Consider the following 26,261-nt stretch of genomic DNA (forward strand, 5'->3'; position numbering starts at 1 on the left):
CGACTAACTTTTTTCAATCCCGGCGGCCCTGGCCCGCGGCCCGCCAAAATATTCCTGAACCCAAGGATGGTCAAACTTGCGCACTTCTGCAAGTGGCGCATTGATAAGGATTTTCCTGTCCCCAAGCACTGCCACACGGTCGCACACCCTGACCAAGGTGTCGAGGTCGTGTGTCACCAGAAAGACCGTCAGGCCAAGTGACCGGCTGAGTTCCTGCACCAGTTCGTCAAACGCCGATGCGCCGATGGGGTCAAGCCCCGCTGTCGGTTCATCAAGGAAAAGGATGCTGGGATCGAGCGCGAGCGAGCGCGCAAGTGCCGCCCGTTTGCGCATACCGCCCGAGAGGTCCGACGGGTATTTGACCGCCGCGTCAATCGGCAGCCCCGCCATGGTGAGCTTGCTGAGCGCCAGATCATCCATCAGATCCTGCGACATATGGAAATGTTCGCGCAGGGGCACCTGCACATTCTGCGCAACCGTGAGCGAGGTGAAAAGCGCACCATCCTGAAAGAGCACACCCCAGTCCCGGCGGGAAAGGCGATCTTCCTCGTCCGTCATCTCGGACTTGTTGCGGCCACCGATTTCAATCTCGCCCGCAACCGGCGTGAGAAGACCGATGATCGCGCGTAACAGCACCGATTTACCAGTACCGGACCCGCCAACAACGCCGAGGATTTCGCCGCGTTTGACGTCAAGGTCGAGGTTTTCATGCACCACATGGGGGCCAAACGCTGTCTTGAGGCCGCGAACCCTGATGGCGAACTCGCCTTTGTAATTGCTTGCCGTCACCCTAGAGCCCCACGCTTGTGAAGAAGATGGCAAAAAGCGCATCAAGCGCGATCACCATGAAAATGGACTGCACGACCGCCCGTGTGGTACGCCCACCGAGCGAATCCGCGCTGCCTTCAACCCTGAGGCCGTTATAGCAGCCCGCGGTTGCGATAATCGCGGCGAAAAACGGCGCCTTGATGATACCGACCCAGTAATGCTCAATCGTGATTACCTCGCGGAAGTAAACGAGGAAGTTGGCCGGGGTGATATCAAGCTGGATCCACGCCATCATGGCGCCCCCTGCGATACCCACAATATCGGCATAGAACCCGAGAAGCGGCAGGCAGATAACGAGCGCAAGGAGGCGCGGCAGCACCAACACGTCGATGGGGTCCATGCCAAGGGTTTTCATCGCGTCCACCTCTTCATGGAGGACCATGGAGCCGATCTCTGCGGTAAAGGCACTGCCGGACCGGCCAGCGACAATGATGGCGGTGAGCAGGATGCCAAGTTCGCGAAGGTGACCGATGCCAAGCATATCAATAACAAAAATATCCGCGCCGAATTTCGCGAGCTGGATAGCGCCCTGATTGACCGTCACCGCGCCAATGAGGAAGGCGATCAGCCCCACAATACCCATGGAGCGCATGCCAACAATTTCCATCTGGTGCACAAGCGGCACAAGGCGAATGCGGGATGGGTCGAGGAAAGAACCAAACAAGCGGATCAGCACGAGACCAAGGAAACTCAGAAGCCTGCCACTTGACCGCAAGCCAAGGACGGTGCCCGTTCCAACCTGCAGCAGCGGCGCAAGGTACCACGCCACCCCCTCAGGCGCGATGGGTGCGGGCGGCGGGCAGCTTGAGATCACCTCAAGCAGCATCTTATGGTCGGCTTTCACGCCGGTCAGCAGGGCGGCACCGCGTTCTTCAAGCACCGCAGCGTAGCGACGGATCAGCACAGCACCGGTGGTATCAAGGTGGCCAAGAGTAGAGCAATCCAGCACCGCACTGCTGCCACAAACCTTTGCAACCTTGAGCATAACCGCGTCGATATCTTCTGCGCTCTCGATGGTCCAATCGCCCTTGAGCGCGACCATCGCCGAGGGTGTCCCGGCGGTCACAGTTACATATTCATTATCGAAAACGGTATCCGGCACCGCGATGAGACCCTTGATAATTGTCGGGCACGCTTACATATAGGGCGCGCAAAGCTTTATCTGCACAAGCAAATTTAGTATAAAGAAGTTCGCCGATTATAGGCCAATAAACAACCCTTACAAGACCACGGGACAAATGAAAATCGACACCGAGAATCCCTTGCATGCCTTCGCGGCATGGACGGCAACGGTACCGCGTGACTGGTCAGAGCTTGCGCGGACACGTGCGCGTGACGCTTTTATAGACGTTATCGCCGTGATGGTACCGGGTGCTGCGGAAGAAGTTACCCGTACTGTTTTCCGCCTTGCCGAGAGCTGGGGTCGCGGTGATTGCCACAGCATTGGATTTGCGGGTGGACTGTCGGCGCCCATGGCCGCGCTGGTGGGCGGCACGGCTGCCCACGCGCTGGATTTTGACGACAATTTCGACCCCGCCAAGGCTCACGCCACCGCTGTGCTCGCCCCCGCACTTCTCGCGCTCGCGGACGCACGTGGCGCATCGGGCGAAGATTTGATCGACGCCTATATCGTTGGCCTCCAGATCATTGGCCGGGTCGGACAAGGGGTGAACCCCTTCCACCGCAGCCGTGGCTGGCACGCGACCGCAACGGTGGGCACCGTCGGCACGGCAGCAGGCTGCGCCCGCCTTCTTGGCCTTGATACAGACAAAACCGCACACGCCATTTCCCTTTCCACCAGCTTCGCCGGCGGCTTCATGAGCCAGTTTGGCACCATGACCAAACCGCTTCACGCCGGCATGGCTGCGGCAGGCGCGGTCCAAGCGGCGCTGTTTGCCGAAGCTGGCATCACCGCCGGTAGCCAGACCCTGCACGGTGCAAACGGCATGGGCACCCTGATGGTGGGCCAGGACGTGGAAGAACTGCGCGCCATCATGGCGGACAAGGACGAACACGGCCAGAAGGTGAAGTTTGCGACCACCGATATCGGCGAGCCGCTGCACATCGAGAAATATGGCCTCAAGGTCAAACGTTTCCCGAACTGCGGCAGCGTGCACCGCTCCCTTGACGGGCTTCTCGAACTGCGCGAAAAGCACGGCTTCGGTCCTGCAGACGTGAAAGAGATTTTTGTGCGCGCACCGGCAGCGCATCTGCGCAACCTGATGTACGACCGGCCAACAAACCCGATGGAGGCCAAATTCAGCCTTGAATATGGCCTCGCGGTTGGCCTTCTGTCCGGCAATGCCACGCTGGCGGATTATGAGCCAGACGCAATTGAGCGCAACCAAGTGACGGCTTTGCTGCCGCTGGTACGTAAAGAGTATGTTGAAAAACTTGAAAGCGACTTCCCGACCGAAGTGCATGTGACGCTCGTGAGCGGCGAGACGGTATCGACAAGCGTCAAGATGCCGGTTGGATCAAGCGCGCGGCCGCTGTCGGAAGATCAGTTGATCGAAAAATTTGACGGCTGCGTTGCCGGTTTCATGGCAGATGAACGCGCCAAACAAGTCAAAACCATGCTGTTGTCGCTTGAGCGCGAAGGCAGCGTTCGCAAATTAATGTCTATGCTGACACAGGCGGCATAAGGTATTTGAAGGTTAGTTGAAGGGCAAAGGATTAGGACCATGACTGGCAACAAAAAGGCAACTGCGCTTGTGCTCGCGGCAAGCCGGCGCGGTGCGGAAGATACCGTCGCCCAAATCCAGGGCGTGAGCCACAAATGTCTCGTGACGCTGGATGGCGTTGTGATGCTGGAGCGTGTTGTGCGCGAAGTGCTGGCAGCAAAAAATGTCGGCCAAGTTTATGTCTCGATCGAGAGCGAAGAACTTCTGCGCTCCGTCCCGGCACTGAATGAGATGATGGACCGCGGCGAAATCAAGTTTCTGCAGAGCGCGGAAAACCTCTATCTCTCCGTCCTGCGTGGCGTTGAGGATATTGAGGACCCATGGCCTCTCATCATCACCACTGGCGATAACGCACTGCATACCTCCGAGATGGTTGACCATTTCTGTGATGAACTGTTCACGGGCGGCGCGGACGCTGCTGTGGGTATGACACCGGCGGATGTTATCCTCGCCACCTACCCGGACGGCAAGCGCGCGTTCCACAACCTCAAGGACGGTGGCTGGTCGAGCTGTAACCTTTATGCGCTCACGGGCCCGAAAGCACTCGTCAGCGCGCGCATTTTTGAAGGTGGCGGCCAGTTCGGCAAAAAGCCGCAACGCATCCTGAAGGCCTTTGGCCTGATGTTCATGGTGCTCTACCGCTACAAGCTTGCCACGATCGACCAGCTTGCGCGCATTCTGGGCAAGCGCTGGAAACTGCGGGTGCAGGTTATTCGTATGCCGTTCGCGGACGCGCCGATTGATGTGGATAATCCGGGCGACTTTGCGCTGACGGAACGCATTCTGCAGTCGCGCCACGCGACAGCCGCACAGTAATACGACCCCACCGGGCCGCGCGTATAACAAGCGCGGCCTAGCGTGAAGGCTATTCTTGTTTTCTTAACGCTTGCAACCTATTCTGGTTGCATCCGTCAAGAACCAGAAGGATAGACCCGTGCGCGCCGACAGCACCACCACCTTCCGCTCTCTATATCCGCCGATCGAGCCTTATATCAGCGAGCGCATCCCCGTATCTGACGGGCATGAGGTGCATGTGGAACAGTCCGGCAACCCGCACGGTATTCCCATTCTTTTTGTCCATGGCGGTCCGGGTGGTGGCACAAGCCCCATCCAGCGGCGTTTTTTCAACCCTGCCAAGTTTCGCATCATTCTGTTTGACCAGCGCGGCTGTGGCCGTAGCCGCCCGCACGCTTCGCTTGAGAATAACACCACATGGGACCTTGTCGCGGATATGGAAGCTATTCGCGAGCACCTGCGCATCAAAAGCTGGGTGCTGTTCGGTGGTTCCTGGGGCAGTACGTTGTCGCTCATCTATGCGCAGAAGCACCCTGAGCGTGTGCGCAGCATTATCCTGCGCGGCATCTTCCTCTCGCGCAAGGAAGAGCTGGACTGGTTCTACCAGAACGGCACCCGTTCGCTGTTCCCCGAAGCCTGGACCCGATTTGCCGAGCTGGTACCGGAAGGCGAACGCGACGATCTCATCAAGGCCTATCACCGCCGCCTTACTGAACCAGAATTTGAGCGCGAACGGCTGCTGTTCGCCAAGGAATGGAGCCTGTGGGAAGGCAGCACCGTGACCCTGGTGCCGGACGAGGAACAGCGCGCGCATTCGGTTGACCCGGTGTTCGCCCTCGCCTTCGCGCGCATTGAGGCGCACTATTTCCTGCACCAGTGTTTCCTTGAGTGCGATGACCAGATCCTGCGCGATGCGCATATCCTGAAGGATATTCCCATCATCATCGTGCAGGGCCGATATGACGCCATTTGCCCACCAAAAAGCGCCTATGACCTCGCGAAAGCCATGCCTTGGGCGTCGCTCAAGATTGTACCGGTCGCCGGTCACTCAGCCTTTGAACCCGCGATCCAGCATGAGCTGATCTGCGCAACAGACGCCATCTAGGCAAGTCAGGTGCGCCAATCTGCCCCTTGCGCGTGTGGGCAAAGCCCGCTAGCAAAGGCGCAGACTTTCTGCGGAGAATTTACATGCGTCTGATCCTTGCTTTTTGTGCCCTCATCATGATGAGCCTGCCAGCCTTTGCCCATGAAGACGAAGCCCATGGCCTTGTGATCGAAAAAGCGTGGGCGCGCAAGACCAGCCGCACGATCTCCACTGCCGTCTATTTCACCATCAAGAATGACAGCCATGAGCTTGACTATCTGAACGGTGTCAGCACCGATATCGCGGAAACGTCAATGATCCACCAAAGCCGCGAAGTGGACGGCGTGATGCGCATGGACCATGTGGAAGAACTGCCGATCGCACCGGGCGAGACGCTGGCGTTCGCACCCGGTGGCTATCATGTGATGCTGATGGGCCTCACAAAGCCGCTCGCGGAAGGCGACGTGTTCACCGTCACCCTTGATTTTGAGCACGCAGGCAAAACGCCGGTGGTTGTTGAAGTCACCGGTATGATGGGCCTCACCGAATAGGCGCTAGAGCCAACCCTGCAACTCGTGCCGCGCAACGCTATCTATCACCCGCATGCCGCGCTCCGTCGCGTTCAGGCAGGGGATATAGTGGAAGTGCGTGCCGCCATGTTCCAGGAAAGTCTCCCGCAGTTCCATGTTGATCTCCTCCAGCGTCTCGAGACAGTCTGAGCTGAACGCGGGAGCGAGTACGGCGAGCTTCTTCACACCCTCTTTCGCCAGTTTCTCCACCGTCTTGTCCGTATAGGGGCTGACCCATTCGGTCGGCCCGACGCGGGACTGGAAGCTGGTGAGAAGTGTGTCTTCGCCCATGCCCAGTTTCTCCCTCAAGAGGCGGCTCGTCTTGAAGCAGTGGCACGGGTACGGGTCACCATTGTCCCAATAGGATTTCGGGATTGAATGGTAGGAGGCGAGCACCTTCTCCGGTTGCCAGTCGAGGGTGGCAAGGCCCTCTTTCACGGACGCGGCAAGCTCATCCGCAAACGCGGGATGGTCGACATAAGCCGGCACAGTGCGTACGGCCGGTTGCCAACGCATCTTGCCAAGGATCTCAAAACACTTGTCGTAGGCTGTTGCGGTTGTTGTGGCGCTATACTGAGGGTAAAGCGCGAACAGGAGGATACGGTCACAGCCTTTGGCGCGCAGGGCTTCAAGCCCCCGCTCCGTATTCGGTTGGCCGTAGCGGAACGCCCATTCCACATGCGCCGCCTCACCCATCATCGCCTGCAACTTCTCTGCCTGAGCGCGCGAGTGGGTGCGAAGCGGGCTTTCACCGCGCTCATAATCCCAGATTTTGGCATAGGCTTTGGCTGATTTCGCCGGACGGAACGTCAGGATCGGGCCATAGAGTATTGGCAACCAGATGGCGCGCGGTGTCTCGATCACCCGTGGGTCCGACAGAAATTCCGCCAGATAGCGCCGGGTGGCGGCATAGGTCGGGGCGTCCGGTGTGCCAAGGCTCAGAAGCAGGATGCCGAGCTTGCCGTGTTTGATGTCCGGATGATCAGTTTTCATATCGCTCGCACTCGGTAAGTGATTGTCTTTGATACAGTTCTACGCTGTTTTGCCGCGCGTGGCTCACAAAAAAACGCGATTTCTTTAATCGGCTGACCTCAGTGCAGAATGCGCACCAGCATAGAGCCTGCGTCGCGCACCGGGTCCGTCGCGATGGCGACCACCGCACCACTCACCGGCGCATAATAGTGCCTGAGCGGTTGCCCGAAGGGGTCATAGAGCGTGGCGATCCGCGTGCCTTTTTTCACATGGTCCTTGAGACCCACTTCAATGACGGCAAGCCCGCCCTCATCCGCATACACGTTGGTGAAATTGGTGCCCACAATCGGCTGCTCCCGCGCGGGCCGCGCGCCGTCCGAGAGAAAGCCCTGCGAATTGAGGAAATTCTCAAGCCCCGCCAGCGCGCGGTCAATCATGCGCGCTTCAAATTCCTTGGGGCCGCCAATCTCGAACGTCACTGCGGGAATGCCCTTTTTGATCAGGCTGGTCTCAAGCGTGCCCTCTTCGCCCGGGTCGTTCTTGATCATGTCCGGGTGGAGGGAATAGGCCATGTCCCGCGCGGTCGCGTTACGGAAATCGGCAAACACAAACAGGGGATAGCTTGTGCCAGTCGTTTGGGTATGCAGGTCAACCGCGAGGTCGGTGCCCGGCAGCACAAGGTTATGCCACAGGTGGTAGGCAAAACGCGCTTCGGCCTCGCCGCGTTTCTCGCTGCCCGGGAATGCGCGGTTCGGGTCCCCGCCCCGCAGGCCAAAATAGCGGCTGTGCACTTCCATGCCTGCCTGGTTGACACCTGGCACAGCTACAATGGTGCCCGTCAGTTTTGATGCGTCCAGCTCGTCCATCAGGCGGTGAATGACACGGATACCGTTGAGCTCATCCCCATGAACGGCGGCGGTCAGCAGCAGTTGTTTACCTTCACCCGCCCCCTTCATGACAATAACGGGCACAAGGTTGGGCAGGCCCGTCGCACCCCGGCCCGCGTTCAGGTAAAAATGGTGACGTCCCTCTTTGAGGCCAGCCACATCAAGTTTGCTGATGATGGGCACATCACCCACATTTGCCGCGCGTACAGCGCCCGTTACTGCACAAGCCATAAGGGCAAGCAGCAAAAAGCGTTTCATCAGTGGGCGCATGGCTGAGCGCATTGTGTGGGGGTCCTCTCGAATCTCTATGCTCGCATCATCGCAGATCGCTCCGGCGGTGTGCAATGCCCAATTCAAAGCACAGCCTCGCATCAGTTTGGGAATACACGGAAATTTGGGTTGCACGCCCCCGGTCCCTGATGTCAGATTACAGGGAAAGGAGTCCCGCCAATGGGTGCAAACTGTTGTCATGAGGTGAAGTTCGAGGGAATGGACCCGCGCTACAAGCGCGCGCTGATCCTAGTGATCCTGATCAATGCCATCATGTTCCTTGTGGAAATGCCGATGGGATTTGTCGGCAACAGCCAGGCACTGAAGGCCGACGCACTCGACTTTTTTGGCGACACCTGTACCTATGCCCTTTCGCTCTATGTAATCGGCAAGGCTGGCACCCTGCGTGCCAAAGCCGCGCTCCTCAAGGGCCTCAGCCTTTCAGCCATGGGGCTTTGGGTCCTCGGCTCCACGCTTTATACGGTGCTTTATCTCAATCAGCCGCAGGCCTTTATCATGGGATCGGTTGGCGCGGCGGCGCTCGCGGCCAATGTGGCAAGCGTGCTGCTGCTCGTACGCTTCAAGGACGGCGACGCCAATGTGCGCTCGGTCTGGCTCTGCAGCCGTAATGACGCCATTGGCAACATCATGGTGATGGTGGCGGCCTCTGGCGTATGGGCAACCGGCACTGGCTGGCCCGACCTGATTGTCGCAGGCATCATGGCGACGATTTTCCTCTCCGGCTCCTTCCAGATTATCCGGCAGGCGCGCGCGGAACTGGCGCACCATCATCACCACGCCGCGGCCGAGTAGGCCGAAGGCATGGGGCGCGCACAATTCTCACTCCTTGGCACACGGCGCTTCCTGCCGCTTTTCATTACCCAGTTTCTTGGCGCCATGAACGACAACCTGTTCCGGCAGGCGCTCATCATGCTCATCACCTACCGCATCGCGGAAGAGATGGCGATGCAGCCGGCGGTCTTGAACAATCTGGCCATCGGGCTTTTCATCCTGCCCTATTTCATCTTCTCGGCGCTTGCCGGCCAACTGGCGGACAAGTTCGATAAATCGAAACAGATTGTCTGGATCAAGCTGTGGGAAGTGGGGCTGATGCTGACGGGCGCAATTGCGTTCCATCTTGAGAGCCTGCCCATGATGATTGGCGTGCTGTCCGGTCTTGGCCTGCAGAGCACTTTTTTCGGCCCGATCAAATATTCCATCCTGCCGGAGCTGACCACGAAAGAAGAGCTGCTGGGCGCGAACGGCCTGATTGAGGCGGGCACTTTTGTTGCCATCCTTCTCGGCCTTCTGGTGGGTGGCCTGCTGGTCCTGCAACCGGGCGGCACCGAGAAGATGGCCTATCTAATGATCAGCCTTGCCATCATCGGCACGATTTCCGGCAGCCTTGTACCGCGCACGGGTGCGGCAGCACCCGCGCTTAAGCTGAACCTCAATATTTTCAGCGCCACAGGGCAACAGCTCAAGGCGGCATGGCAAAATGATGTGGCGCGTCCTGCCATTATCGGCATCAGCTGGATATGGCTATACGGCTCAATCTACATCACGCAAATCCCGGATATCGTGAAAAACCGCCTTGGCGGTGACGAGACCGTGGTGACGGTGATCATCGCCTGTTTCTCAATCGGTATCGGTGTTGGCTCGCTCCTGTGCTCGCGCCTTCTTAAGGGTGAGATTTCTGCCAAGCTGGCGCGGCCCGCACTCCTCGCGCTCGCCACACTCAGCACGCTCTTTTACTTGGCACTGCCGGGTGAAAACGGCGTGAACGCGACCGAACCCATGGACCTCGCGCTTTTCATGGACGCCACGTCAAACTGGGTGTCGCTCGCGCTCCTGATCGGTGTTGCGATGGCAGCAGGCATGGTGATTGTGCCTTTCTACGCCATTTTGCAGGACCGTTCAGACCGCACTGAGCGTTCCCGCATGATAGCGGCGAACAATATCGTCAACAGCGGCTTCATGACTGGCGGCACCATCATTGCCGCCATCCTGATCACCCTTGGACTGACATCATCCCATGTTCTGCTGATATACGCGCTTGCCAACCTGCTGATTTTGCCGGTGGCGGCCAAACTAATGGCGCGGCTTTAAGGAAAGAACTTCATCGTTTGCCATGAAATTGATACATTTGAATCAAAGGCTTGTGGCACACAACAACGCCTGCCTATAGTGGCGTGAGGGAGGGACTTTCGTGACCCGCATTTTCAGTGAGCGCAAACGACCGATTGTCGAGGCAATTGGGCAGATTTTTGTCATTCTGTCCATGATTGGCGCTATCGCCTACGGCGTCGGGCTGTACCCTGAAGGCATCCTCTGGCAGGCGCTTGTAAAAATGAGCGCAGTCAGCTTCCTGGTGCTTTTTGTTGGTATCAACCTGCGCAGTTTCACCCACTTCCTCCTGCTGCTCGCACTCGTGGCCTCTGTGACGGGCGATGTGATGCTGGTGTTGCCGCAAGACGGCGCGTTCCTCTATGGCCTTATGGCCTTTGGTGTGGCGCACATCATTTTCATCCTCATGTATCTCATCAACGGGCAGCGATTTGACCGAATTAGTGCAAGCAGGTTACGCTACGTGCTGCTTCTGTGGGCCTTTGCCTTTGTGGCAGGCTTCTGGATGTATGATGCGCTTGGTGAGATGCGCAACTATGTACTTGGCTATACCGCCATGCTCGTGCTGATGGCGTCAACCGCTATCCTGAGCAGGTTTCCGCCCCGTCTTGTGGGTATCGGTGCCGTACTATTCGTCTTTTCAGACGCGGCGCTTGGCGCGCGACAGTTCATGAGCGTGCCCGAATTTGTCGGTTATTTTGTGTGGGCCAGCTATTACCTGAGCCAGTTCATGGTAACGCTGGGTGTCATGCTGACCGACGACCGCCCCGCCTATTCTGGCGGTTATCGATTTGACTAGAAGGCCGGCCTTCCCCATTAAGGGGCCTTCTTCTTCAGGACAAAGGTCATGATCAAAGTGGACCAGGACAAGAGAAAGCTTCAGAAAAAAGCCTCCACCCTTGTGGAGGCGCTGCCCTATATGCGCAAATACGCGGGCGAGACCTTCGTGATCAAATACGGTGGTCACGCCATGGGGGACCCGGAACTCGCGAAACAGTTCGCGGAAGATGTGGTGCTGCTCAAGCAGGTGGGCATCAATGTTGTTGTTGTGCACGGCGGCGGCCCGCAAATCGGTGAGATGCTCTCCCGCCTTTCCATCGAGACCAGCTTCGTGGACGGCCTGCGCGTAACCTGCCAGAACACCGTGGATGTGGCGGAGATGGTCCTTGGTGCCATCGGCAAATCCATTGTGGCTGATATCAATGCAGCGGGCGGCAAAGCTGTGGGCCTTTCAGGCAAGGACAGCTCCATGGTGACGGCGAAGAAGGTTTCCCGCACCAAGAAGGACCCGGATTCGAATATTGAGAAAGTCATCGACTTCGGCTTTGTTGGCGACCCCGCAACCGTAGACGCAAGCTTTGTGTCCCAGTGCCTTGCGAACGGGTATATCCCTGTCATCTCCCCCATCGCACCGGGCGAAGACGGCAACACCTACAACATCAACGCCGACACGATGGCCGGTGCCATCGCGGGCGCGCTTGGTGCCCGCCGCTTCTTCCTACTGACCGATGTGCCGGGTGTGCTGAGTAAAGACAAGGAACTGCTGACCGAGCTTGATAGCGACGATATTGACGCGCTTATTGAGGACGGCACCATCTATGGCGGCATGCTGCCGAAGGTGGAGACCTGCCTCAACGCCGTTGATCGTGGTGTGAAGGGTGCCGTTATCCTTGACGGCCGTATCAAGCACGCCATGCTGCTTGAAATCTTTACAGAGCGCGGTGCGGGTACCCTTATCCGCGAGCGGGACTGAGCCTAGTCCCGCCTGTCTGGGCCGACCATCTGGCTTGGGTCGGTCCAGCGCTCAAAATCCTCTTCAGAGACATAGCCAAGAGCAAGCGCAGCCGCCTTCAGGGTGGATTTGTCCTTTGACGCCTTGCCCGCGATCTCAGCCGTCTTGTCATAGCCGATATGCGGCACAAGCGAAGTTGCGAGCATGAGGGAACCCTTGAGCAGTTCCTCGATACGCTCCTCATCCGGCTGCAGGCCATCAAGGCAGCGCTCGGTGAAACTGGCCACACTGTCCGACAGAAGCGCAAGCGACTGCAGCACATTGTAGATGATGACAGGCTTATAGGCATTCAGCTCAAACTGCCCCTGGCTGCCCGCGACCGTTACCGTGGTGTGGTTACCCATCACCTGCGCGCACACCATCGTCAGCGCTTCCACCTGCGTTGGGTTCACTTTGCCCGCCATGATGGATGAGCCGGGCTCGTTCTTTGGCAGCACCAGTTCGGCAAACCCACCGCGTGGGCCGCAACCCATCATGCGGATGTCGTTGGCGATTTTATAAAGCGCGGCCGCGGCGCTATTCAGCACCCCTGAAAGCGCAACGAGCTCATCATGCGCGCTGATGCCGGCGAACTTGTTGGGCGCTGGTTCAAAAGTGAAGCCCGCGACCTCATTAAGGGCTTTGCAGAACTCGAGGGGAAAATCTTCATGGCAGTTGATGCCCGTGCCGACCGCTGTGCCGCCTTGCGGCAGCTTCAAAAGGCGCGGCATCAGGTCATTGAGTGCACCAAGGACGGCGGAAAGCTGCGCGCTATAGGCCGAGAAAACCTGCCCAAGCGTAATGGGCGTGGCGTCCTGCATATGGGTACGGCCCAGCTTGATGATATGGCCGTAGGTTTCACCAAATTGGTCGAGCGAGGCGATCATACCCTCAAGCGCGGGCCTGAGCGTACGTTCAGTCATCAGCGCGGCAGAGATCAGCATCACGGTGGGGATCGTATCGTTCGATGACTGGCCCATGTTCACATGGTCATTAGGGTGCACCACCGACTTGTCGCCCCGTTTGCCACCCAGAATTTCAGTGGCGCGGTTCGCAATTACCTCATTGGCGTTCATGTTGCTTTGCGTGCCGCTGCCGGTTTGCCACACCGGCAAAGGGAACTCCGCATCAAGCTTGCCGCCATGCACCTCCGACGCCGCTTTGATGATCGCGTCAGCACGTTTGTCGTCCAATAGGCCCAGCGCCTTGTTGGCCGCCGCGGCAGCATGCTTTTGCATGCCCAGCGCATGCACAAAGGCTAGCGGCATCTTCTCGGTGCCGATAGGGAAATTCATCAGGCAGCGCTCGGTCTGCGCGCCCCAAAGCCGGTCCGCCGGGACTTCCACCGGGCCGATACTGTCAGATTCTGTACGTGTGTTGGCCATCGTTACCTCCTCCCCACAAGGATAGACGTGACTTTGGTGAGATTTAGGCCTGTTCCACAAAATAGCTCAGATGCCAATCGAGCTCATTGTCATCAATCGGATAATCCTCGCCGCCCTTGGCGCTCAAAAGCTGGGCGGTTGGCACAAGCGCGTAGCGGGTTTGCAGTTCATAGGCCGTGCGCATGGTCAGGCCTGCTTTCCAAGCCAGCGCGGTAACGGCTCGTCCGCTCTTGGAGTGCACAATCTGGCGCACGGTCGCGGCTGGCAGGTCTGCCATCACGGCAAGGCACTGCAACAACAGCTCGCGGCGGTTGGCCTCAATCTGCTCATGCACAAACTTGTCGTTCAGCATGCCCTTCTGGAAATAGTCGAGCGCGCGGGCGGCCAGTTCGGCTTCCTCATCATCACCCACACGTTCGGACGACAAGCGTTCGCGCACACGCTCCAACAGGTCCTCGGCCTGCTCTTCCGGCAACGCCGCCTGGTCCATCATCGCATGCACAAGCGCAGATGCGACAAAGCCCGCAATGCGCTTCATCGCACGGATGGAGAGCTGTGGCCTGAGCGCAAGCGGCGTATGCAGTTCCTCAACCGACTGTGCCTGATCGATGATCTGGTCCAGCGTATCTTCCCGGATTTGTGCGTTCGCGTTCGCGAGCAACGACGCAATTGCAGGCACATCGAGGGTGGCCGCAATGTCATCCGCAACATCCGCCGGCACATGCGCCCGGCTCGCAATGGCTTTGAGCGCACCGGAGCTGATGCCTGCCGCGATAATCTCACGCAGGTCATCATCGTTCAGCAGCGGCGAATACTGGAGGATCGGACCACAGACAATCTCTTCCACGTCCCGCGCCAGTCGGTCGATCAAGTCCTTCGGCACTTCGCCGCTGGATTTAATCTCGTCCGCAATAATCGCGCGCACTTTGGGGAGTTGGTCCTGCGCAAGGGTTTCAAGAACCTTGATGGCTTTCTCGCGCAGCGCATCCTTCTCGCCGGGGGCAAGGCCCGGCACCAAACGGCCGATCTTACGCGCCAATTCCTCGCGCACTTCCTCATCATCGTCCGAGGTCAGTTTCTCGGCCGCCTGAATAGGGGTCGCGGGGTTTTGTGCAATGGCGCGGCGCACGGCGGGCGAGGCGTCTTCAGCGAGATAATAAAGCACTTCCGGGCGCGCATCATGGCGGGCAGCCAGCGCTTGCCGCTCAGTCGGCGTACCACTCTGCAGTATTTTCTGCTCATGCTCCTTGGTCAGCGTCGCCGGCAGCTGCGCACTTTTTTGTGCGGCTGGTGCCTTTTTCTCAGTACCGCCAAAAAGCGATTTAAGCTTGTTGAGCATATCAGTGTTCCCCCACCGCGCGCTGCGTGTCTTCTTCCACCGCGATATCGCCGCGGCCGGACGCTTTCACATTATAAAGGACCGCATCCGCCCGGTCCGCAAGGTCTTCAAACGAAAAATCCGCGCCAGCCAGCGACTGGCAAATACCAATAGAGGCATTGAGCCGCAGTGACGGGTCGCCGATGGCTTTACGGATACCCGGCATAGCCTCGAGCAGCGCCCGCGCCTTCTCGCTCGCCACGTCGGTCGAGACATCCTCGATCCAGAGCACAAACTCGTCACCGCCATAGCGTCCGGCATAGTCACAAGGCCTGATCATGCTTTGCAGTTTTTCGGCCACAAGCCTCAGCGCCTGGTCACCCACCTGGTGGCCGAGCGTGTCGTTCACTTCCTTGAAGTGGTCGAGGTCGATGAACAGCAAGCAGCCACATTGGCCGGTGCGGGCCTGATGCTTGAGCCGCGCTTCAATGGTTTCCACAAGCGCACGGCGGTTAAGAAGCCCTGTGAGGTCATCCTTGCTTGAAAGCCGGTACAGCCGGTCAATGAGCTGCGCCTTGGTGAAAGCCGCTGTTAGCACACCGGCGACACCGTCCAGAAGCTGCCGTTCCTGCACGGACCATGGGCTGGCCACTGTGTCACGGCTGATGATCACCATGCCAAGCGCGCTGCCTCCGAACTCAAGCCGGATCGCAAGATGTGCGCGGTCCTCACCTTCAACAATGGTACAGACGGCTTCATGCCCTTCGAGCGAACGCCAGATGCCATCAAGGTTCAGGATTTCATGGCGCGTCCCCATCATGGAGATCGGCACAAGCCCCGCGCTATATTGAACCACAGCCCATACCATATCGGCACGCAGCACATCGAGAAGCGCTTCGGACGCATTGTCCATCAAATCCTGCGCGTTGTCATAGCTATTCAGGCCATTGGTGATACGCTGCAGCAGGGTGAAACGCAGGCTGTCCTGCCGTGCCTTGCGTTCGGCAAGATAGCGCGCCGTCATGTCGCGGCACGTGCCCCGAAGGCCGATGCGGGTGCCATTATCGTCAAACTTGGGGTGCACGGCAAAATGCATCCAGCGCTTTTCCTGCCCGTCCATCTGCACAGGTACGGCGTCAAAGCTCGCGACCGCGGAGGAAGCAAACGGGTTCCGGGCCGGAACGTCGCCCGAAGGCCAGAAAAGCCGGTACGCATCGCGGCCGAGCCAAGCTTCGGTCTTGAACCCGAAAGCCTCGGCCGGGGTCAGGAAACGGAACATACCGTCACCGTCCACCTCAAATGCGAGGTCAGCGGCCGAATCGAGCAGGTCTTTAAGAAGGGTCCGGCTTTTCATCAGCGCTTCGGTGACTTTGTCATGAAGGGTCGTATCGCGCGCGACCAGAGTGACATTGCCGCCCTGCGGCATTGCTACCAGCCAGTGGTTCGAGCCAGCGTCCTCGCGCCGCGCCTCAACCGGCACGCCAGACCGGAAAGCCTTTTCTATCAAGGTAGTTAGCGCGCTGTCCCGGTTCGCCCAAAGGTCCACAAGGCCCGCAGCAGAAGGCGAGCGGTCAAGCACACTTCCGTCCGGCGCAATACGCATGGCGCAGGCCTCGGCATCGCCAAGGTTCGCGTCATCGCCCGACTTACGCCAGGACGAGACAAATTTCGCCAATGTGTTCACGAACGGATTTCCAATGCTACTTTTGCGACACAGTCTAGTTTCTGACTGTTAATGTAGATTTAACAGTCATTTGCGCATAAATGTAGGACTATGTTCAAAGTGCAGACACAAAAATTCCACCCCGTATTTGATGACAGCCGCGATGTCTGGGTCTTCGACCTCGACAACACGCTATATCCGGAAAAATGCAATCTTTTCGCTCAGGTCGACATCAAGATCGGCGAATATGTGCAGAACCTGCTTGGCCTGTCGCCGGACGATGCGCGCAAGGTGCAGAAAGGCTACCTGCTTGAGCATGGCACCACGCTCAAGGGCCTGATGGCAAACCATGAGATAGACCCGCACCACTATCTGGACCATGTGCATGATATCGACTTCTCGCCCATCACAGCGGACGGCCAGTTGCGCGACCTGCTGTCGGCACTTGAGGGACGTAAACTGGTGTTCACGAACGCGGACCTCACCTACGCTGAAAAAGTGCTCGACCGCTTGGGTGTTGCAGACCAGTTCGAGGCGATCTTCGATATTCATGCCGCCGAGCTTGAGCCCAAGCCGAAGGCCGCGGTCTATGACAAGTTCATCACCGACCACGGTATCGACCCCAACCGCGCTGTGATGTTCGAGGATATGGCCCGCAACCTGAAGCCCGCGCATGCCCTTGGCATGGCAACGGTCTGGGTCAACACCGGCAGCGTGTGGGGGCAAGCCGACCATGACCCCGGCTTCATTCATGCCGAAACCGAGATACTCACCGACTGGCTGCACGGTTTTTTAAACCGCTAGGTTAGGAATTCTAGGGCGCACGCGGCCCGCCTGTGATTGACTTCACGGGGGCCGCCGCTATTGTTCTCGGGATTTTTTGGCCCCTTTGACCATCAGGAAACCCGCCCATGTCCTATGCTGCGCTTGAAAGCACCATCAACACCGCCTTCGACAACCGTGACGAGGTCAATGCCTCCACCAAGGGCGAAGTCCGCGACGCTGTTGTGGAAGCGCTGAACCTGCTGGATAGCGGCACCCTCCGCGTGGCCTCGAAGGACAGCGGCGAATGGGTGGTGAACCAGTGGCTCAAAAAAGCGGTTCTCTTGTTCTTCCGCCTCAACGATATGGAAATGATCGCTGGTGGCCCGGGCGCGAACACCCACTGGTGGGACAAGGTGCCAAGCAAGTTTGAAGGCTGGAGTGCTGACCAGTTCAAGGCCGCAGGCTTCCGCGCCGTACCGGGTGCCATTGTGCGCCGCTCCGCCCATATCGCGAAGGGCGCGGTGCTGATGCCGTCGTTCGTGAACCTCGGCGCCTATGTTGGCGAAGGCACCATGGTGGACACCTGGGCCACCGTTGGTTCCTGCGCGCAAATCGGCAAGAATGTTCACATTTCGGGCGGCACCGGTATCGGCGGCGTGCTTGAGCCGCTGCAGGCTGGCCCCGTCATCATCGAAGACAACTGCTTCCTTGGCGCGCGGTCTGAGGTGGCGGAAGGCGTAATTGTCGAGGAAGGCGCCGTTATCTCCATGGGCGTGTTCATTGGCGCCTCGACAAAAATTGTCGACCGTAACACAGGTGAGATATTCATGGGCCGCGTTCCGGCCTATAGTGTGGTCGTGCCGGGCAGTTTGCCGGGCAAGCCGATGGCTGACGGCTCCATGGGTCCAAGCCTCGCTTGTGCGGTGATTGTGAAACGCGTGGACGAGCGCACCCGGTTGAAAACCTCGATCAACGACCTTTTGAGAGATTAGGTATATGCTCACCCTCGACCCCGTCAGCCTCGCGCAGCATCTTATCCGGCGTGAAAGCATCACCCCCGACAAGGGCGATGCGCTCGATTTCCTGGCCGGGGTCCTCACCACCTTGGGCTTCAAATGCCACAAGCTGGTGTTCGAGGAGGAGGGCACAGAGCCGGTACCAAACCTTTACGCCCGCTTCGGCAAGAAGGGTCCGAACGTCTGTTTCGCCGGCCACACCGATGTGGTGCCGGTGGGTGCCAAAAGCCAATGGACGGTTGACCCCTTCAAGGCGGAAGTGCGCGACGGCCAGCTTTATGGCCGCGGCGCGGCTGATATGAAGGCCGCCATCGCCGCTTTTGTCGTGGCGACCGAACGTTTCCTTGAAGGCCGCAAGAAAAAGCCCAAGGGCTCCATCTCCTTCCTCATCACCGGCGACGAAGAAGCCATGGCCATCAATGGTACAAAGAAGGTGCTCGATTGGCTCAATGACAAGGGCGAGAAGATCCACATGTGTATCGTGGGAGAACCCACGAACCCGACCGAGATGGGCCAGATGATCAAGATCGGCCGTCGCGGCAGCCTGCACGGTGTCGTCACCGTCAAGGGCGCACAGGGCCATGTGGCTTACCCGCACCTCGCCAAAAACCCGATCCCGGACCTTGTGAAGGTGCTGGCCACGCTTGAAGTGCCGCTTGATGGCGGTAACGAGAAGTTCCAGCCTTCGAACCTTGAGATCGTCAACATCCATGTGGGCAATGAAAGCCACAATGTAATCCCGGCGGAAGCTTCTGCGCGCTTCAATGTGCGCTTCAATAATGAATTTTCGCCTGAAAGCCTGAAGTCCACTCTGCTCGCGCGCATGGATTCGGCGGGTGTGGATTATGAGATCGACTGGTGGCTGTCAGGGGACAGTTTCCTCACCGAGGAGGGGCCGCTCTCAGACGCCGCCGTTGCCGCCGTGGAAGCCCGCTTCGGCAAAAAGCCCGAGCTTTCAACAACCGGCGGCACGTCCGATGCCCGTTTCATCAAGGATATGTGCCCGGTGATCGAGTTCGGCCTTGTGGGTGCCACCATGCACAAGGTGGACGAACATGTCGCCGTGGCCGACGTTGAAGCGCTGGCGGACGTCTATCAAGACATGCTGGACAGGCTGATCGGCTAAGCCCAAACAGGGACTTAGTGAATCTGTCACACAAACCTAAATTAATTCTAGTTTCGCGGGTACGCGGTGCTGCCTATTATCCTATTGCGGTTTGCAGAGGTCTGGGGGTCACGCCCCGCCGTCCCTACGGTTCTGCCCCAGGGGCCCCTCCCGGTGCGGTTGCACTGAAACGCCGATGTGAACCTTGCTCCCCTGAGCCCCAATGCCCTACATTTCGGGTGCTCAAAAGTTAAAGGGGTCTGCGCCTCCCGCAGACCCCTTTATTCAATCCTGCGCCCAGCCCGGCTTTAGTCCTCCGCTTTTAGGCTTTCGATATTGGCTTCCCAGTTGGCGCCGTCAAATTCACCGATATCAAGGCTCGTTACCGTCGCCATATCAATGCAGTTGGTGTTGATGGACCAACCATCCGGGTGACTGCGCGGTACATAAAAGGATTTCACGCCGCAGGTTTTGCAAAACAGGTGTTTCGCCGTGCGGGTATTGAAGGTGTATTCCGTCAGGTTGTCCGCGCCGGAGGTGATGCGAAACTCATCCTGTGTCGCGAAATAATGGATGAAACCGGTGCGCGCGCACATGCTGCAGGTGCAGGTTACGGCCTTCAGGTCGGACGGGCCATCAAACTCGAACGTCACAGTACCGCAGTGGCAGCCGCCTTTGTGGGTTACCTTATCAGCCATGGCTCTCAATCACCTCGCCAAGCGCCCGTTCAACACGGAACAGGCCGTTATATTTTTCATAGACCGGCGTGAAGGACTGGAACAGCTCACTGGCCTGATAGGCGCTGAGCGCCGCCCGGCTTTTGAATGCATAAACGGCCATAAAGCCAGCCCATCCGTCAGGCGACGTTTCCTCAAGCTTTGTCAGCCGTGCCCATTTCACGCCGGGGTCAGCCGCGACCGCCGCCACATGGCCGTTCGTGAGCCAATCAATATAACCTCGGCCCGCAACCGGGTCCGCCCACACTTTGACGGTATAAATAACTTCGGTCATCAGCTTACCGCACCACGGGCACGCAATGCTGCCGCGAGCGTACCGTCATCCAGATAGTCAAGCTCACCGCCCACCGGCACACCGTGCGCCAGCGCTGTGACTTTCACACCCGTGTCCGCCAGCCGTTCGGCCAGATAATGGCTCGTGGTCTGGCCGTCCACCGTCGCATTGAGGGCAAGGATGACTTCCGTCACCTCGCCCGACTGCGCGCGTTCAAGCAGCGGCGCGATGTTGAGCTCATCCGGCCCGATGCCATCAAGGGCAGAGAGGGTGCCGCCAAGCACATGGTAGAGGCCGCGATAGGTCTCCGACCGGTCAAGCGCCCAAAGGTCGGCCACATCCTCCACCACACAAACGGTGCTGCGGTCGCGCCGGCCGTCCACACACACATGGCAGGGGTCGCTTGTGTCGATATTGCCGCAAGACGCACAGATGACGATTTTCGCGGCCACATCCTCAAGCGCGCGGGCAAGCGGCACCATGACGCTGTCACGCTTCTTCAATAGCTGCAGCGTGGAGCGCCGGGCCGAGCGCGGACCAAGCCCCGGCAGTTTGGCCAGAAGCTGGATCAGTGTATCAATTTCACTACCGTGACTGCGCGGCATCAGGCTCTACTCCGCTTTACCAAGTTTCTTGAGGCGGCTTTTCACCCCCACCCCAAGGAACAGCACCGTGGCGACATAATAAAAGAAGGAAACAATGGCGAGGGAGAAGGCCATCACCTGAGGCTCAGCGGAGGTCAGCACTTCATAAAAATGCGCGCGGCGTTCTTCGGTCAGGAACACATGGGCGATCAGCAATGTATTCAGCGTGTTGGCGACATGCAGCACCAAGAGGGCAATAAGCCCGAGCTTCCATTTCTCCGCGCCAACAAAACCGCGTTCCTGTTCCTCGGCGAAACGGAAACCGGTCATGACAGCGGCGGCGACGATGATCAACAGCTTGCCAAGCTCGCCAAAATTGATGCCGAAACCAAAGCTGACCCCGGTCATGGCCAGCATCAGGCAAATATACCAGCTCGCGAATGTGCTGAGATACGGAAGCATCTTCGCTGGTGCTGTTGCTTCTGCTTGTTCGCTCATGTTCCCTGCCCCGCTAGTCTGATGTACCTGAATAGGTGTCCAGAAGCTTTTTGCGGAATTTCCGGTCACGTTTCAAGTGCCACTCGCGGCTCATGGCCTCGCCGCGCGTTTTAAACTCCTCGGTGTGGAGAATGACCCACGTTCGCCCACGGGTGGATTTGGCGCCTGTGCCGCTATTGTGCGCGGCGAGGCGCTTGTTTACATCGGTCGTCCAGCCCACATAGGTTCGGGCTTTGGCACCATCAAAACAGGCCAGCACATAAACAAAACAGGGATAGTCAAACTCACTCAGGGTCACGCTCCCTGACCGTCAGGGCATAACAGAATGGCCCCGCGTCGTGCCGCCAGTCGACGCCAAGGTCGGTGTCGTAAAAATGCGGGTAATCGCCCCGGCGACCGCTATCCGCAAGGTCGAATTTGGCGCAAAGGTTGAAGTCCAGATCGCCGGTTATCTGATAAGCGTAGCGCTCGCCCGTGATGGGGTCCACCATCTCCCCGCGTTGTGGTGTGGCAGATGGCAATTGATCAAGGCTTCGGGGCAATTCGTCATAGCGGCGATAATATTGGTGCACCGCGCGGTTAATTTCGCGCAGGTCAGACACCCGGCGGTCATCAAGCCGCGCGAGTTGCATCTCGGCGGGTGAGCGCACGAGCGACGCGCCAAGCGCCACAAGCCCGGCCACGAGAAACGTACCTGCGAGCAGGAACAGCTTGCCGCTGCTAGGCGTTTTCATCACCCGCCTCCGCATCTTCCGCCTGCCGGATGGAACGGAAATAATAGGTCAGCACCGAACCCGATACAAAACCCACCACCAGCACCTTGAGCAGGAAACGCGACGTCGCCATGCCACCAAGGAAATGATAGAGCACAGCAACGAGGTCACCGAGGGCGGTGAGTCCCGCAAAGAAAAGCGTTAGGTAAGTCAGCCACTGCCGCGCGCCGGACATAGGCGCACTGACCATGCCTTTCACACGCTGTTCCGCCTTGTAGGCGAGCGCAAGGTAGGTGGGTGCAAAAACAATGGTCCAGGCCATCCAGTAGCGGATGTTGCTTTCGATATAACCGGTGTTGTCGTGCGCGGCAGGGTCCCGGATCACAAGGTCCAGAATATCGAATGCCAGCATGATCACGCCCCAGCAGGCGAGGTAGAGCGCACCAAAAAGCGAAAGGTAAAACACCGTATCCCGCGCGGTGAGCGAATAATGCTTGGCCGGGACCGGGACGGGAAACTCAGCCGGGTGATAGGCGGCGAGCGCCTTCCTAATCTCATCCGCCTGCCAGCCGGCTTCCGTGAGTACAGCCGATATTTCAGCCCGGCTTTTGCCCGCCTCTAGCGCTTTGCCAACAAAGTCCTGGAGTGTCTGACTGGATGCCACGCTCGCCCCCTTCCCTGAGTTTCACCAACGTTAAGGTGAAACTTCCCGCACGATCAAGGCATTATGGCGGCAATAGCCGGTATGCCTAGAATGGCATTTTAAATCCGGGCGGCAGGTCGAGGCCGCCGGTGAGGTCCTTCATGCGCGACTGCATGGCGTCGGCTGCCTTTTCACGCGCCTGTTTGTGCGCGGCGACAATCAGGTCTTCAACCACATCTTTTTCTTCCGATGAGAACAGGCTTGGGTCGATGGTGACGGATTTCATGTCGCCCTTGGCGGTAAGGATAACGTTCACCATGCCGGCGCCTGCGGTGCCTTCAACCTCTACCCGGTCCAGCTCAGCCTGCATGTCGCCCATCTTGGACTGCATTTCCTGCGCTTTTTTCAGCATTTCAGTGAGGTTTTTCATGGCTTCACTCCAGACCTAAAAATCAAAATCGGACCCGTCGGTCATATCATCATCGAAGGACACACCTTCAAGGGCGTCATCCATGCTCGGCAGGTCTTCTTCCTCGGCACGGCTGTCACGCACGTGAATGAGCTCCGCGTCCGGGAAGGCGGCGAGCAGGGATTTCACAATCGGCTCCGCCAGCGCTTCATCGCGCCGCTTCTTCTCGCGCACGATTTCCTTGGTGCGGATGGTCTCTTCACCCTCGGCCTCGCGGGTGACGGTAATCTGCCAGTCCACCCCGGTCCAGAGCTTGAGGCAGGACTTTGCCCGCATCATGAAGTCAGGCGGCAGTTGCCTGAGCGTGCGCATCTCAATCGCGCCGGGCTTATAGTTCACCAGCCGCACATGGTCCTTCAGGATCACCGCGAGCGTGGGTTCGCGCTCAACGTTAAAAAGCGCGACGAGTTTTTCAAAGTCCACCGGCATCGGGTGTTTGGGATGGTCCGCGCCCTGCCCGGCATCCTGCCGGAAGGCGAGCACCTGCGCACTGTGTGCTGCCGTTGGCGCACCGCCACCATAGGCTTGCGGCGCCTGTTGGCCTGCGATCGCATGCACATTGCCACCACCACCGCCGGGCGCGCCCGATGGGCCACCCGCTGGCGCACCGCCACCGCCCTGCACCTGTTTCACAAGGTCAGCCGGGCTTGGCAGGTTGGCCGCGTAACACAGACGAATGAGCACCATTTCAGCCGCAGCAATGGGGCTGGGTGCGGTTTTGACTTCACCAAGGCCCTTAAGCAGCATTTGCCACGCGCGGGTGAGGTGCGGCATACCGAGCTTTGAGGCCATCTCGCCGCCCTGCTTGCGCTCCGCTTCGGAGACAAGCGTATCGGTGCCGGTGTCAGGCGTAACCTTGAGGCGCGTCAGCCAATGCGTGACCTCAAGAAGGTCGTTGAGCACCACTGACGGGTCCGCGCCAGAATCATATTGTTTGCGCAGGGTGCCAAGCGACGTGGCAACATCACCCTTCATAAGCTGCTCAAACAGGTCAAGCACCAGCGCCCGGTCGGCAAGGCCGAGCATATCACGCACCTGACCCTCGGTGACTTCACCCGCGCCGTGCGCGATGGCTTGGTCGAGAAGCGACAGGCTATCGCGCACCGAACCTTCAGCGGCGCGCGCGATCAGCTTCAGTGCGCCCTCGTCAGCCTTGCAGCCTTCCTGGTCGACAAGCTTGGCGAGGTGGGCAATCAGCACATCCGCCTCAACCCGCTTGAGGTCGAAGCGCTGACAGCGCGACAGCACCGTCACTGGCAACTTGCGGATTTCAGTCGTCGCAAAAATGAACTTCACATGCTCGGGCGGCTCTTCAAGGGTTTTAAGAAGCGCGTTGAACGCGTTCTTCGAGAGCATGTGCACTTCGTCGATGATGTAAATCTTGTAGCGGGCGGAAACCGGCGCATAGCGCACGCTTTCGATAATCTCACGGATATCATCCACCCCGGTGCGCGAGGCGGCGTCCATCTCCAGCACGTCAACATGGCGGCTTTCGGCGATGGCCTTGCAGTTATCGCACGCGCCGCACGGGTTGATGGACGGGCCGTCATGCACGGTACAGTTCAGTGCCTTGGCGATAATGCGCGCCGTTGTGGTTTTACCCACCCCGCGAACCCCGGTCAGCACAAAGGCATGGGCAAGGCGGCCACTGTCGATCGCATTGGAAAGCGTGCGCACCATGGCTTCCTGCCCGATAAGGCTATCGAAATCCGATGGGCGGTATTTACGGGCAAGAACCCGGTAATTCTGCTTTTCAGTGCTGTCGCTCATGGGCGTGTCTGTCCCCCGTGGATGGTGTTGATCATGACTAGCAGGATTGAACCCATCGGGAAAGAGGCTGGGCCGGAAAATGCATCAGGAAAATGCACATAGCCCGCACAGATCACGCACACTGTCACCGGCTTGTAAACAAACCGGGCAATGGAGATAAAAATGAAGGTAGGGTGGGAGGGCCAAAACGACCCATGCACAACTCGTTACGGCTGCTTCCTTTCGGACCTGACCGGGTTGGCGAGCGGAATGTCCGCCGGCTCTCCCGCGGCTGTATATGGCGATTCTTGCTCACACTTGCAAGGGGAATGTGTCCGCACTAGCTTCATGCACAAAGAATAATGGGAGGAAGGCGTGGCCTTAAGCACTGTAACGACAGCATTTTCCGGTAATCCGCTCAACCGCGCCGACCATCTGCGCAATGATGCTGAGATCCTTGGCGACTGGGCCCGGCGGGATGACGCACGATTCGTGCTCTTTGCCGATGACCGGGTGCTGACCGACGAATTTGGCGATATCGCCTGGATGACACCGGGCCGGTGCCGCTTCCTGCCGCTTGGTACCACCATTTTCCTCGGCCTTGAGGGCGACGCGCCACGCTATGCCGCCACGCTTGACGGCAGCGCTGAGGAGTTTGGCGACATGTTCGCGCCCGCCAAATTCCGCGAGGGCCGTGCAGTGGCCATGAAATTTGGCCATGCACACCCGAGCCTCGGCATTGTAGCCCAGGCCAAATCCATGCTGGCATGGCACAAAAGCCACCTCTTCTGCGCCAAATGCGGGCACCAGTCAGAGCTTGTGAAAGCAGGCTACGAGCGCAAGTGCCCGTCCTGCGGCGCGAGCCATTTCCCGCGCACCGACCCCGTTGTGATCATGCTGGCCTTCCCGGAGGGGGGCAACAATGAGCGCGCACTTGTCGGTCGCGGTTACCACCTGCCGCCCGGCATTTATTCCGCCCTGGCAGGTTTCATGGAGCCGGGCGAGACCATCGAGGAAGCTGTGGCGCGGGAACTGATGGAGGAAACTGGCCTCAAGGCCACAAAGGTGGAATACAAGGCCAGCCAGCCATGGCCCTGGCCATCCACCCTGATGATCGGCTGCTTCGCCTGGGTGGAAGACGGCGAGATCACGCCGGACACCACCGAGATTGAGGATGCACGCTGGGTCACGAGGGAAGAAGCCCGTCGCGCCGTCGCGGGTGAGACCCCAAACCTGATTCTCCCGCCCTCCCTCGCCATTGCACACAATTTGTTGGAGCTCTGGCTCGCTGAAGAGTGATCCGGACACCAAGGGATGCGTATAAAGTTTTGCACTTGCAACAGTTGCGTTGCAAG

The 26,261-nt window shown here is 58.8% G+C and carries 27 protein-coding genes, 1 other RNA gene and 1 pseudogene; 12 read left to right on the forward strand and 17 right to left on the reverse strand.

Annotated features, from left to right (window positions below; genetic code table 11):
• Positions 1-3: 3 nt before the first annotated feature.
• Entirely contained in the window at positions 4-789 is a 786-nt protein-coding gene (locus tag B150_RS0101990; RefSeq protein WP_020398202.1) for an ABC transporter ATP-binding protein, read from the reverse strand.
• Position 790: 1 nt separating this feature from the next.
• On the reverse strand, positions 791-1,930 hold the full coding sequence (locus tag B150_RS0101995) for an ABC transporter permease (RefSeq protein ID WP_020398203.1): 1,140 nt from the start codon (positions 1,928-1,930) through the stop codon (positions 791-793).
• A gap of 136 nt (positions 1,931-2,066) precedes the next feature.
• Here B150_RS0101995 and B150_RS19370 point away from each other — a divergent pair, with 136 nt between their 5' ends.
• From B150_RS19370 to B150_RS0102015, 4 genes are all read left to right on the forward strand, one after another.
• Positions 2,067-3,473 (forward strand): MmgE/PrpD family protein, encoded by a 1,407-nt coding sequence (locus B150_RS19370; protein ID WP_020398204.1) that lies wholly within the window; start codon positions 2,067-2,069, stop codon positions 3,471-3,473.
• A gap of 39 nt (positions 3,474-3,512) precedes the next feature.
• Positions 3,513-4,328: an NTP transferase domain-containing protein gene (locus B150_RS0102005; protein WP_020398205.1), complete on the forward strand. Its 816-nt coding sequence runs from the start codon at positions 3,513-3,515 to the stop codon at positions 4,326-4,328.
• 118 nt (positions 4,329-4,446) lie between these two features.
• Positions 4,447-5,412, forward strand: coding sequence for a prolyl aminopeptidase (gene pip / locus B150_RS0102010; RefSeq protein WP_020398206.1), 966 nt, complete (start codon positions 4,447-4,449; stop codon positions 5,410-5,412).
• An 83-nt stretch (positions 5,413-5,495) separates the two neighbouring features.
• On the forward strand, positions 5,496-5,942 hold the full coding sequence (locus tag B150_RS0102015; protein ID WP_020398207.1) for a copper chaperone PCu(A)C: 447 nt from the start codon (positions 5,496-5,498) through the stop codon (positions 5,940-5,942).
• 3 nt (positions 5,943-5,945) lie between these two features.
• Here B150_RS0102015 and hemH read toward each other — a convergent pair whose 3' ends face one another.
• Together hemH and B150_RS0102025 are read right to left on the reverse strand one after the other, a co-directional pair.
• Positions 5,946-6,953, reverse strand: a complete 1,008-nt coding sequence (hemH, locus tag B150_RS0102020) for a ferrochelatase (RefSeq protein ID WP_020398208.1) — start codon at positions 6,951-6,953, stop codon at positions 5,946-5,948.
• Positions 6,954-7,051: 98 nt separating this feature from the next.
• Positions 7,052-8,077 carry a succinylglutamate desuccinylase/aspartoacylase family protein gene (locus B150_RS0102025; protein ID WP_162139640.1) on the reverse strand — a complete coding sequence of 342 codons (1,026 nt, stop codon included), beginning with the start codon at positions 8,075-8,077 and terminating at the stop codon, positions 7,052-7,054.
• Between the two features lie 192 nt (positions 8,078-8,269).
• Here B150_RS0102025 and B150_RS0102030 point away from each other — a divergent pair, with 192 nt between their 5' ends.
• From B150_RS0102030 to argB, 4 genes are all read left to right on the forward strand, one after another.
• Positions 8,270-8,902, forward strand: coding sequence for a cation efflux transmembrane domain-containing protein (locus B150_RS0102030; RefSeq protein WP_020398210.1), 633 nt, complete (start codon positions 8,270-8,272; stop codon positions 8,900-8,902).
• Positions 8,903-8,911: 9 nt separating this feature from the next.
• Positions 8,912-10,198 carry an MFS transporter gene (locus B150_RS19375; protein WP_020398211.1) on the forward strand — a complete coding sequence of 429 codons (1,287 nt, stop codon included), beginning with the start codon at positions 8,912-8,914 and terminating at the stop codon, positions 10,196-10,198.
• Positions 10,199-10,298: 100 nt separating this feature from the next.
• A complete protein-coding gene (locus B150_RS0102040; RefSeq protein ID WP_020398212.1) occupies positions 10,299-11,015 on the forward strand; it encodes a lysoplasmalogenase in 717 nt (238 codons plus the stop codon).
• A 48-nt stretch (positions 11,016-11,063) separates the two neighbouring features.
• Entirely contained in the window at positions 11,064-11,969 is a 906-nt protein-coding gene (gene argB, locus B150_RS0102045) for an acetylglutamate kinase (RefSeq protein WP_020398213.1), read from the forward strand.
• Between the two features lie 2 nt (positions 11,970-11,971).
• Here the strand turns inward: argB and B150_RS0102050 are convergent, their stop codons facing one another.
• The 3 genes from B150_RS0102050 to B150_RS0102060 are packed head-to-tail and all read right to left on the reverse strand — an operon-like array spanning position 11,972 to position 16,374.
• Positions 11,972-13,372, reverse strand: a complete 1,401-nt coding sequence (locus B150_RS0102050) for a class II fumarate hydratase (protein WP_020398214.1) — start codon at positions 13,370-13,372, stop codon at positions 11,972-11,974.
• Between the two features lie 43 nt (positions 13,373-13,415).
• Entirely contained in the window at positions 13,416-14,711 is a 1,296-nt protein-coding gene (locus B150_RS0102055) for a DUF2336 domain-containing protein (protein WP_020398215.1), read from the reverse strand.
• Position 14,712: 1 nt separating this feature from the next.
• On the reverse strand, positions 14,713-16,374 hold the full coding sequence (locus tag B150_RS0102060) for a sensor domain-containing diguanylate cyclase (protein WP_025897784.1): 1,662 nt from the start codon (positions 16,372-16,374) through the stop codon (positions 14,713-14,715).
• Between the two features lie 90 nt (positions 16,375-16,464).
• On the opposite strand from B150_RS0102060, the gene B150_RS0102065 reads away from it, so the two are divergent.
• From B150_RS0102065 to dapE, 3 genes are all read left to right on the forward strand, one after another.
• On the forward strand, positions 16,465-17,157 hold the full coding sequence (locus B150_RS0102065; protein WP_020398217.1) for a pyrimidine 5'-nucleotidase: 693 nt from the start codon (positions 16,465-16,467) through the stop codon (positions 17,155-17,157).
• 107 nt (positions 17,158-17,264) lie between these two features.
• A complete protein-coding gene (dapD, locus tag B150_RS0102070) occupies positions 17,265-18,110 on the forward strand; it encodes a 2,3,4,5-tetrahydropyridine-2,6-dicarboxylate N-succinyltransferase (RefSeq protein WP_020398218.1) in 846 nt (281 codons plus the stop codon).
• A gap of 4 nt (positions 18,111-18,114) precedes the next feature.
• A complete protein-coding gene (dapE, locus tag B150_RS0102075; RefSeq protein ID WP_020398219.1) occupies positions 18,115-19,260 on the forward strand; it encodes a succinyl-diaminopimelate desuccinylase in 1,146 nt (381 codons plus the stop codon).
• Between the two features lie 287 nt (positions 19,261-19,547).
• Here dapE and B150_RS0102080 read toward each other — a convergent pair whose 3' ends face one another.
• The 10 genes and pseudogenes from B150_RS0102080 to ffs all read right to left on the reverse strand — a co-directional run bounded on the left by B150_RS0102080 (position 19,548) and on the right by ffs (position 25,195).
• The gene (locus B150_RS0102080) at positions 19,548-19,937 is read right to left on the reverse strand and encodes a GFA family protein (RefSeq protein WP_020398220.1); all 390 of its coding nucleotides are present in this window, start codon (positions 19,935-19,937) and stop codon (positions 19,548-19,550) included.
• The gene (locus B150_RS0102085; RefSeq protein WP_020398221.1) at positions 19,930-20,250 is read right to left on the reverse strand and encodes a DUF4286 family protein; all 321 of its coding nucleotides are present in this window, start codon (positions 20,248-20,250) and stop codon (positions 19,930-19,932) included. The genes B150_RS0102080 and B150_RS0102085 overlap by 8 nt, the downstream gene beginning before the upstream one ends.
• A complete protein-coding gene (recR, locus tag B150_RS0102090) occupies positions 20,250-20,855 on the reverse strand; it encodes a recombination mediator RecR (protein ID WP_020398222.1) in 606 nt (201 codons plus the stop codon). The genes B150_RS0102085 and recR overlap by 1 nt, the downstream gene beginning before the upstream one ends.
• Positions 20,856-20,861: 6 nt before the next feature.
• Positions 20,862-21,332 carry an ABZJ_00895 family protein gene (locus B150_RS0102095; protein ID WP_020398223.1) on the reverse strand — a complete coding sequence of 157 codons (471 nt, stop codon included), beginning with the start codon at positions 21,330-21,332 and terminating at the stop codon, positions 20,862-20,864.
• 13 nt (positions 21,333-21,345) lie between these two features.
• Positions 21,346-21,630 (reverse strand): GIY-YIG nuclease family protein, encoded by a 285-nt coding sequence (locus B150_RS0102100; RefSeq protein WP_020398224.1) that lies wholly within the window; start codon positions 21,628-21,630, stop codon positions 21,346-21,348.
• The gene (locus B150_RS0102105; protein WP_020398225.1) at positions 21,617-22,066 is read right to left on the reverse strand and encodes a hypothetical protein; all 450 of its coding nucleotides are present in this window, start codon (positions 22,064-22,066) and stop codon (positions 21,617-21,619) included. The genes B150_RS0102100 and B150_RS0102105 overlap by 14 nt, the downstream gene beginning before the upstream one ends.
• Positions 22,053-22,709, reverse strand: a complete 657-nt coding sequence (locus tag B150_RS0102110; RefSeq protein WP_020398226.1) for a DUF5671 domain-containing protein — start codon at positions 22,707-22,709, stop codon at positions 22,053-22,055. The genes B150_RS0102105 and B150_RS0102110 overlap by 14 nt, the downstream gene beginning before the upstream one ends.
• Before the next feature lie 85 nt (positions 22,710-22,794).
• Positions 22,795-23,118: a YbaB/EbfC family nucleoid-associated protein gene (locus B150_RS0102115; RefSeq protein ID WP_020398227.1), complete on the reverse strand. Its 324-nt coding sequence runs from the start codon at positions 23,116-23,118 to the stop codon at positions 22,795-22,797.
• A 15-nt stretch (positions 23,119-23,133) separates the two neighbouring features.
• A pseudogene (locus tag B150_RS0102120) lies at positions 23,134-24,933 on the reverse strand (DNA polymerase III subunit gamma/tau); the annotation flags it as partial.
• 165 nt (positions 24,934-25,098) lie between these two features.
• An RNA gene (ffs, locus tag B150_RS22805) (signal recognition particle sRNA small type) lies at positions 25,099-25,195 on the reverse strand.
• 86 nt (positions 25,196-25,281) lie between these two features.
• Here ffs and nudC point away from each other — a divergent pair.
• On the forward strand, positions 25,282-26,205 hold the full coding sequence (nudC, locus tag B150_RS0102125) for an NAD(+) diphosphatase (RefSeq protein ID WP_020398229.1): 924 nt from the start codon (positions 25,282-25,284) through the stop codon (positions 26,203-26,205).
• The last annotated feature ends 56 nt before the right edge of the window (positions 26,206-26,261 follow it).

The sequence above is a fragment of the Kordiimonas gwangyangensis DSM 19435 = JCM 12864 genome (assembly GCF_000375545.1).
GTDB classification, from domain to species: Bacteria; Pseudomonadota; Alphaproteobacteria; order Sphingomonadales; family Kordiimonadaceae; genus Kordiimonas; species Kordiimonas gwangyangensis.

What these genes read in the sequence shown, in the direction of transcription:
- B150_RS19370 (WP_020398204.1), top strand. Translation starts at nt 2,067, where the DNA reads ATGAAAATCGACACCGAGAATCCCTTGCATGCCTTCGCGGCATGGACG.
- B150_RS0102005 (WP_020398205.1), top strand. Translation starts at nt 3,513, where the DNA reads ATGACTGGCAACAAAAAGGCAACTGCGCTTGTGCTCGCGGCAAGCCGG.
- B150_RS0102015 (WP_020398207.1), top strand. Translation starts at nt 5,496, where the DNA reads ATGCGTCTGATCCTTGCTTTTTGTGCCCTCATCATGATGAGCCTGCCA.
- hemH (WP_020398208.1), bottom strand. Translation starts at nt 6,953, where the DNA reads ATGAAAACTGATCATCCGGACATCAAACACGGCAAGCTCGGCATCCTG.
- B150_RS0102025 (WP_162139640.1), bottom strand. Translation starts at nt 8,077, where the DNA reads ATGAAACGCTTTTTGCTGCTTGCCCTTATGGCTTGTGCAGTAACGGGC.
- B150_RS0102030 (WP_020398210.1), top strand. Translation starts at nt 8,270, where the DNA reads ATGGGTGCAAACTGTTGTCATGAGGTGAAGTTCGAGGGAATGGACCCG.
- B150_RS19375 (WP_020398211.1), top strand. Translation starts at nt 8,912, where the DNA reads ATGGGGCGCGCACAATTCTCACTCCTTGGCACACGGCGCTTCCTGCCG.
- argB (WP_020398213.1), top strand. Translation starts at nt 11,064, where the DNA reads ATGATCAAAGTGGACCAGGACAAGAGAAAGCTTCAGAAAAAAGCCTCC.
- B150_RS0102050 (WP_020398214.1), bottom strand. Translation starts at nt 13,372, where the DNA reads ATGGCCAACACACGTACAGAATCTGACAGTATCGGCCCGGTGGAAGTC.
- B150_RS0102055 (WP_020398215.1), bottom strand. Translation starts at nt 14,711, where the DNA reads ATGCTCAACAAGCTTAAATCGCTTTTTGGCGGTACTGAGAAAAAGGCA.
- B150_RS0102065 (WP_020398217.1), top strand. Translation starts at nt 16,465, where the DNA reads ATGTTCAAAGTGCAGACACAAAAATTCCACCCCGTATTTGATGACAGC.
- dapD (WP_020398218.1), top strand. Translation starts at nt 17,265, where the DNA reads ATGTCCTATGCTGCGCTTGAAAGCACCATCAACACCGCCTTCGACAAC.
- dapE (WP_020398219.1), top strand. Translation starts at nt 18,115, where the DNA reads ATGCTCACCCTCGACCCCGTCAGCCTCGCGCAGCATCTTATCCGGCGT.
- B150_RS0102080 (WP_020398220.1), bottom strand. Translation starts at nt 19,937, where the DNA reads ATGGCTGATAAGGTAACCCACAAAGGCGGCTGCCACTGCGGTACTGTG.
- B150_RS0102085 (WP_020398221.1), bottom strand. Translation starts at nt 20,250, where the DNA reads ATGACCGAAGTTATTTATACCGTCAAAGTGTGGGCGGACCCGGTTGCG.
- recR (WP_020398222.1), bottom strand. Translation starts at nt 20,855, where the DNA reads ATGCCGCGCAGTCACGGTAGTGAAATTGATACACTGATCCAGCTTCTG.
- B150_RS0102095 (WP_020398223.1), bottom strand. Translation starts at nt 21,332, where the DNA reads ATGAGCGAACAAGCAGAAGCAACAGCACCAGCGAAGATGCTTCCGTAT.
- B150_RS0102105 (WP_020398225.1), bottom strand. Translation starts at nt 22,066, where the DNA reads ATGAAAACGCCTAGCAGCGGCAAGCTGTTCCTGCTCGCAGGTACGTTT.
- B150_RS0102115 (WP_020398227.1), bottom strand. Translation starts at nt 23,118, where the DNA reads ATGAAAAACCTCACTGAAATGCTGAAAAAAGCGCAGGAAATGCAGTCC.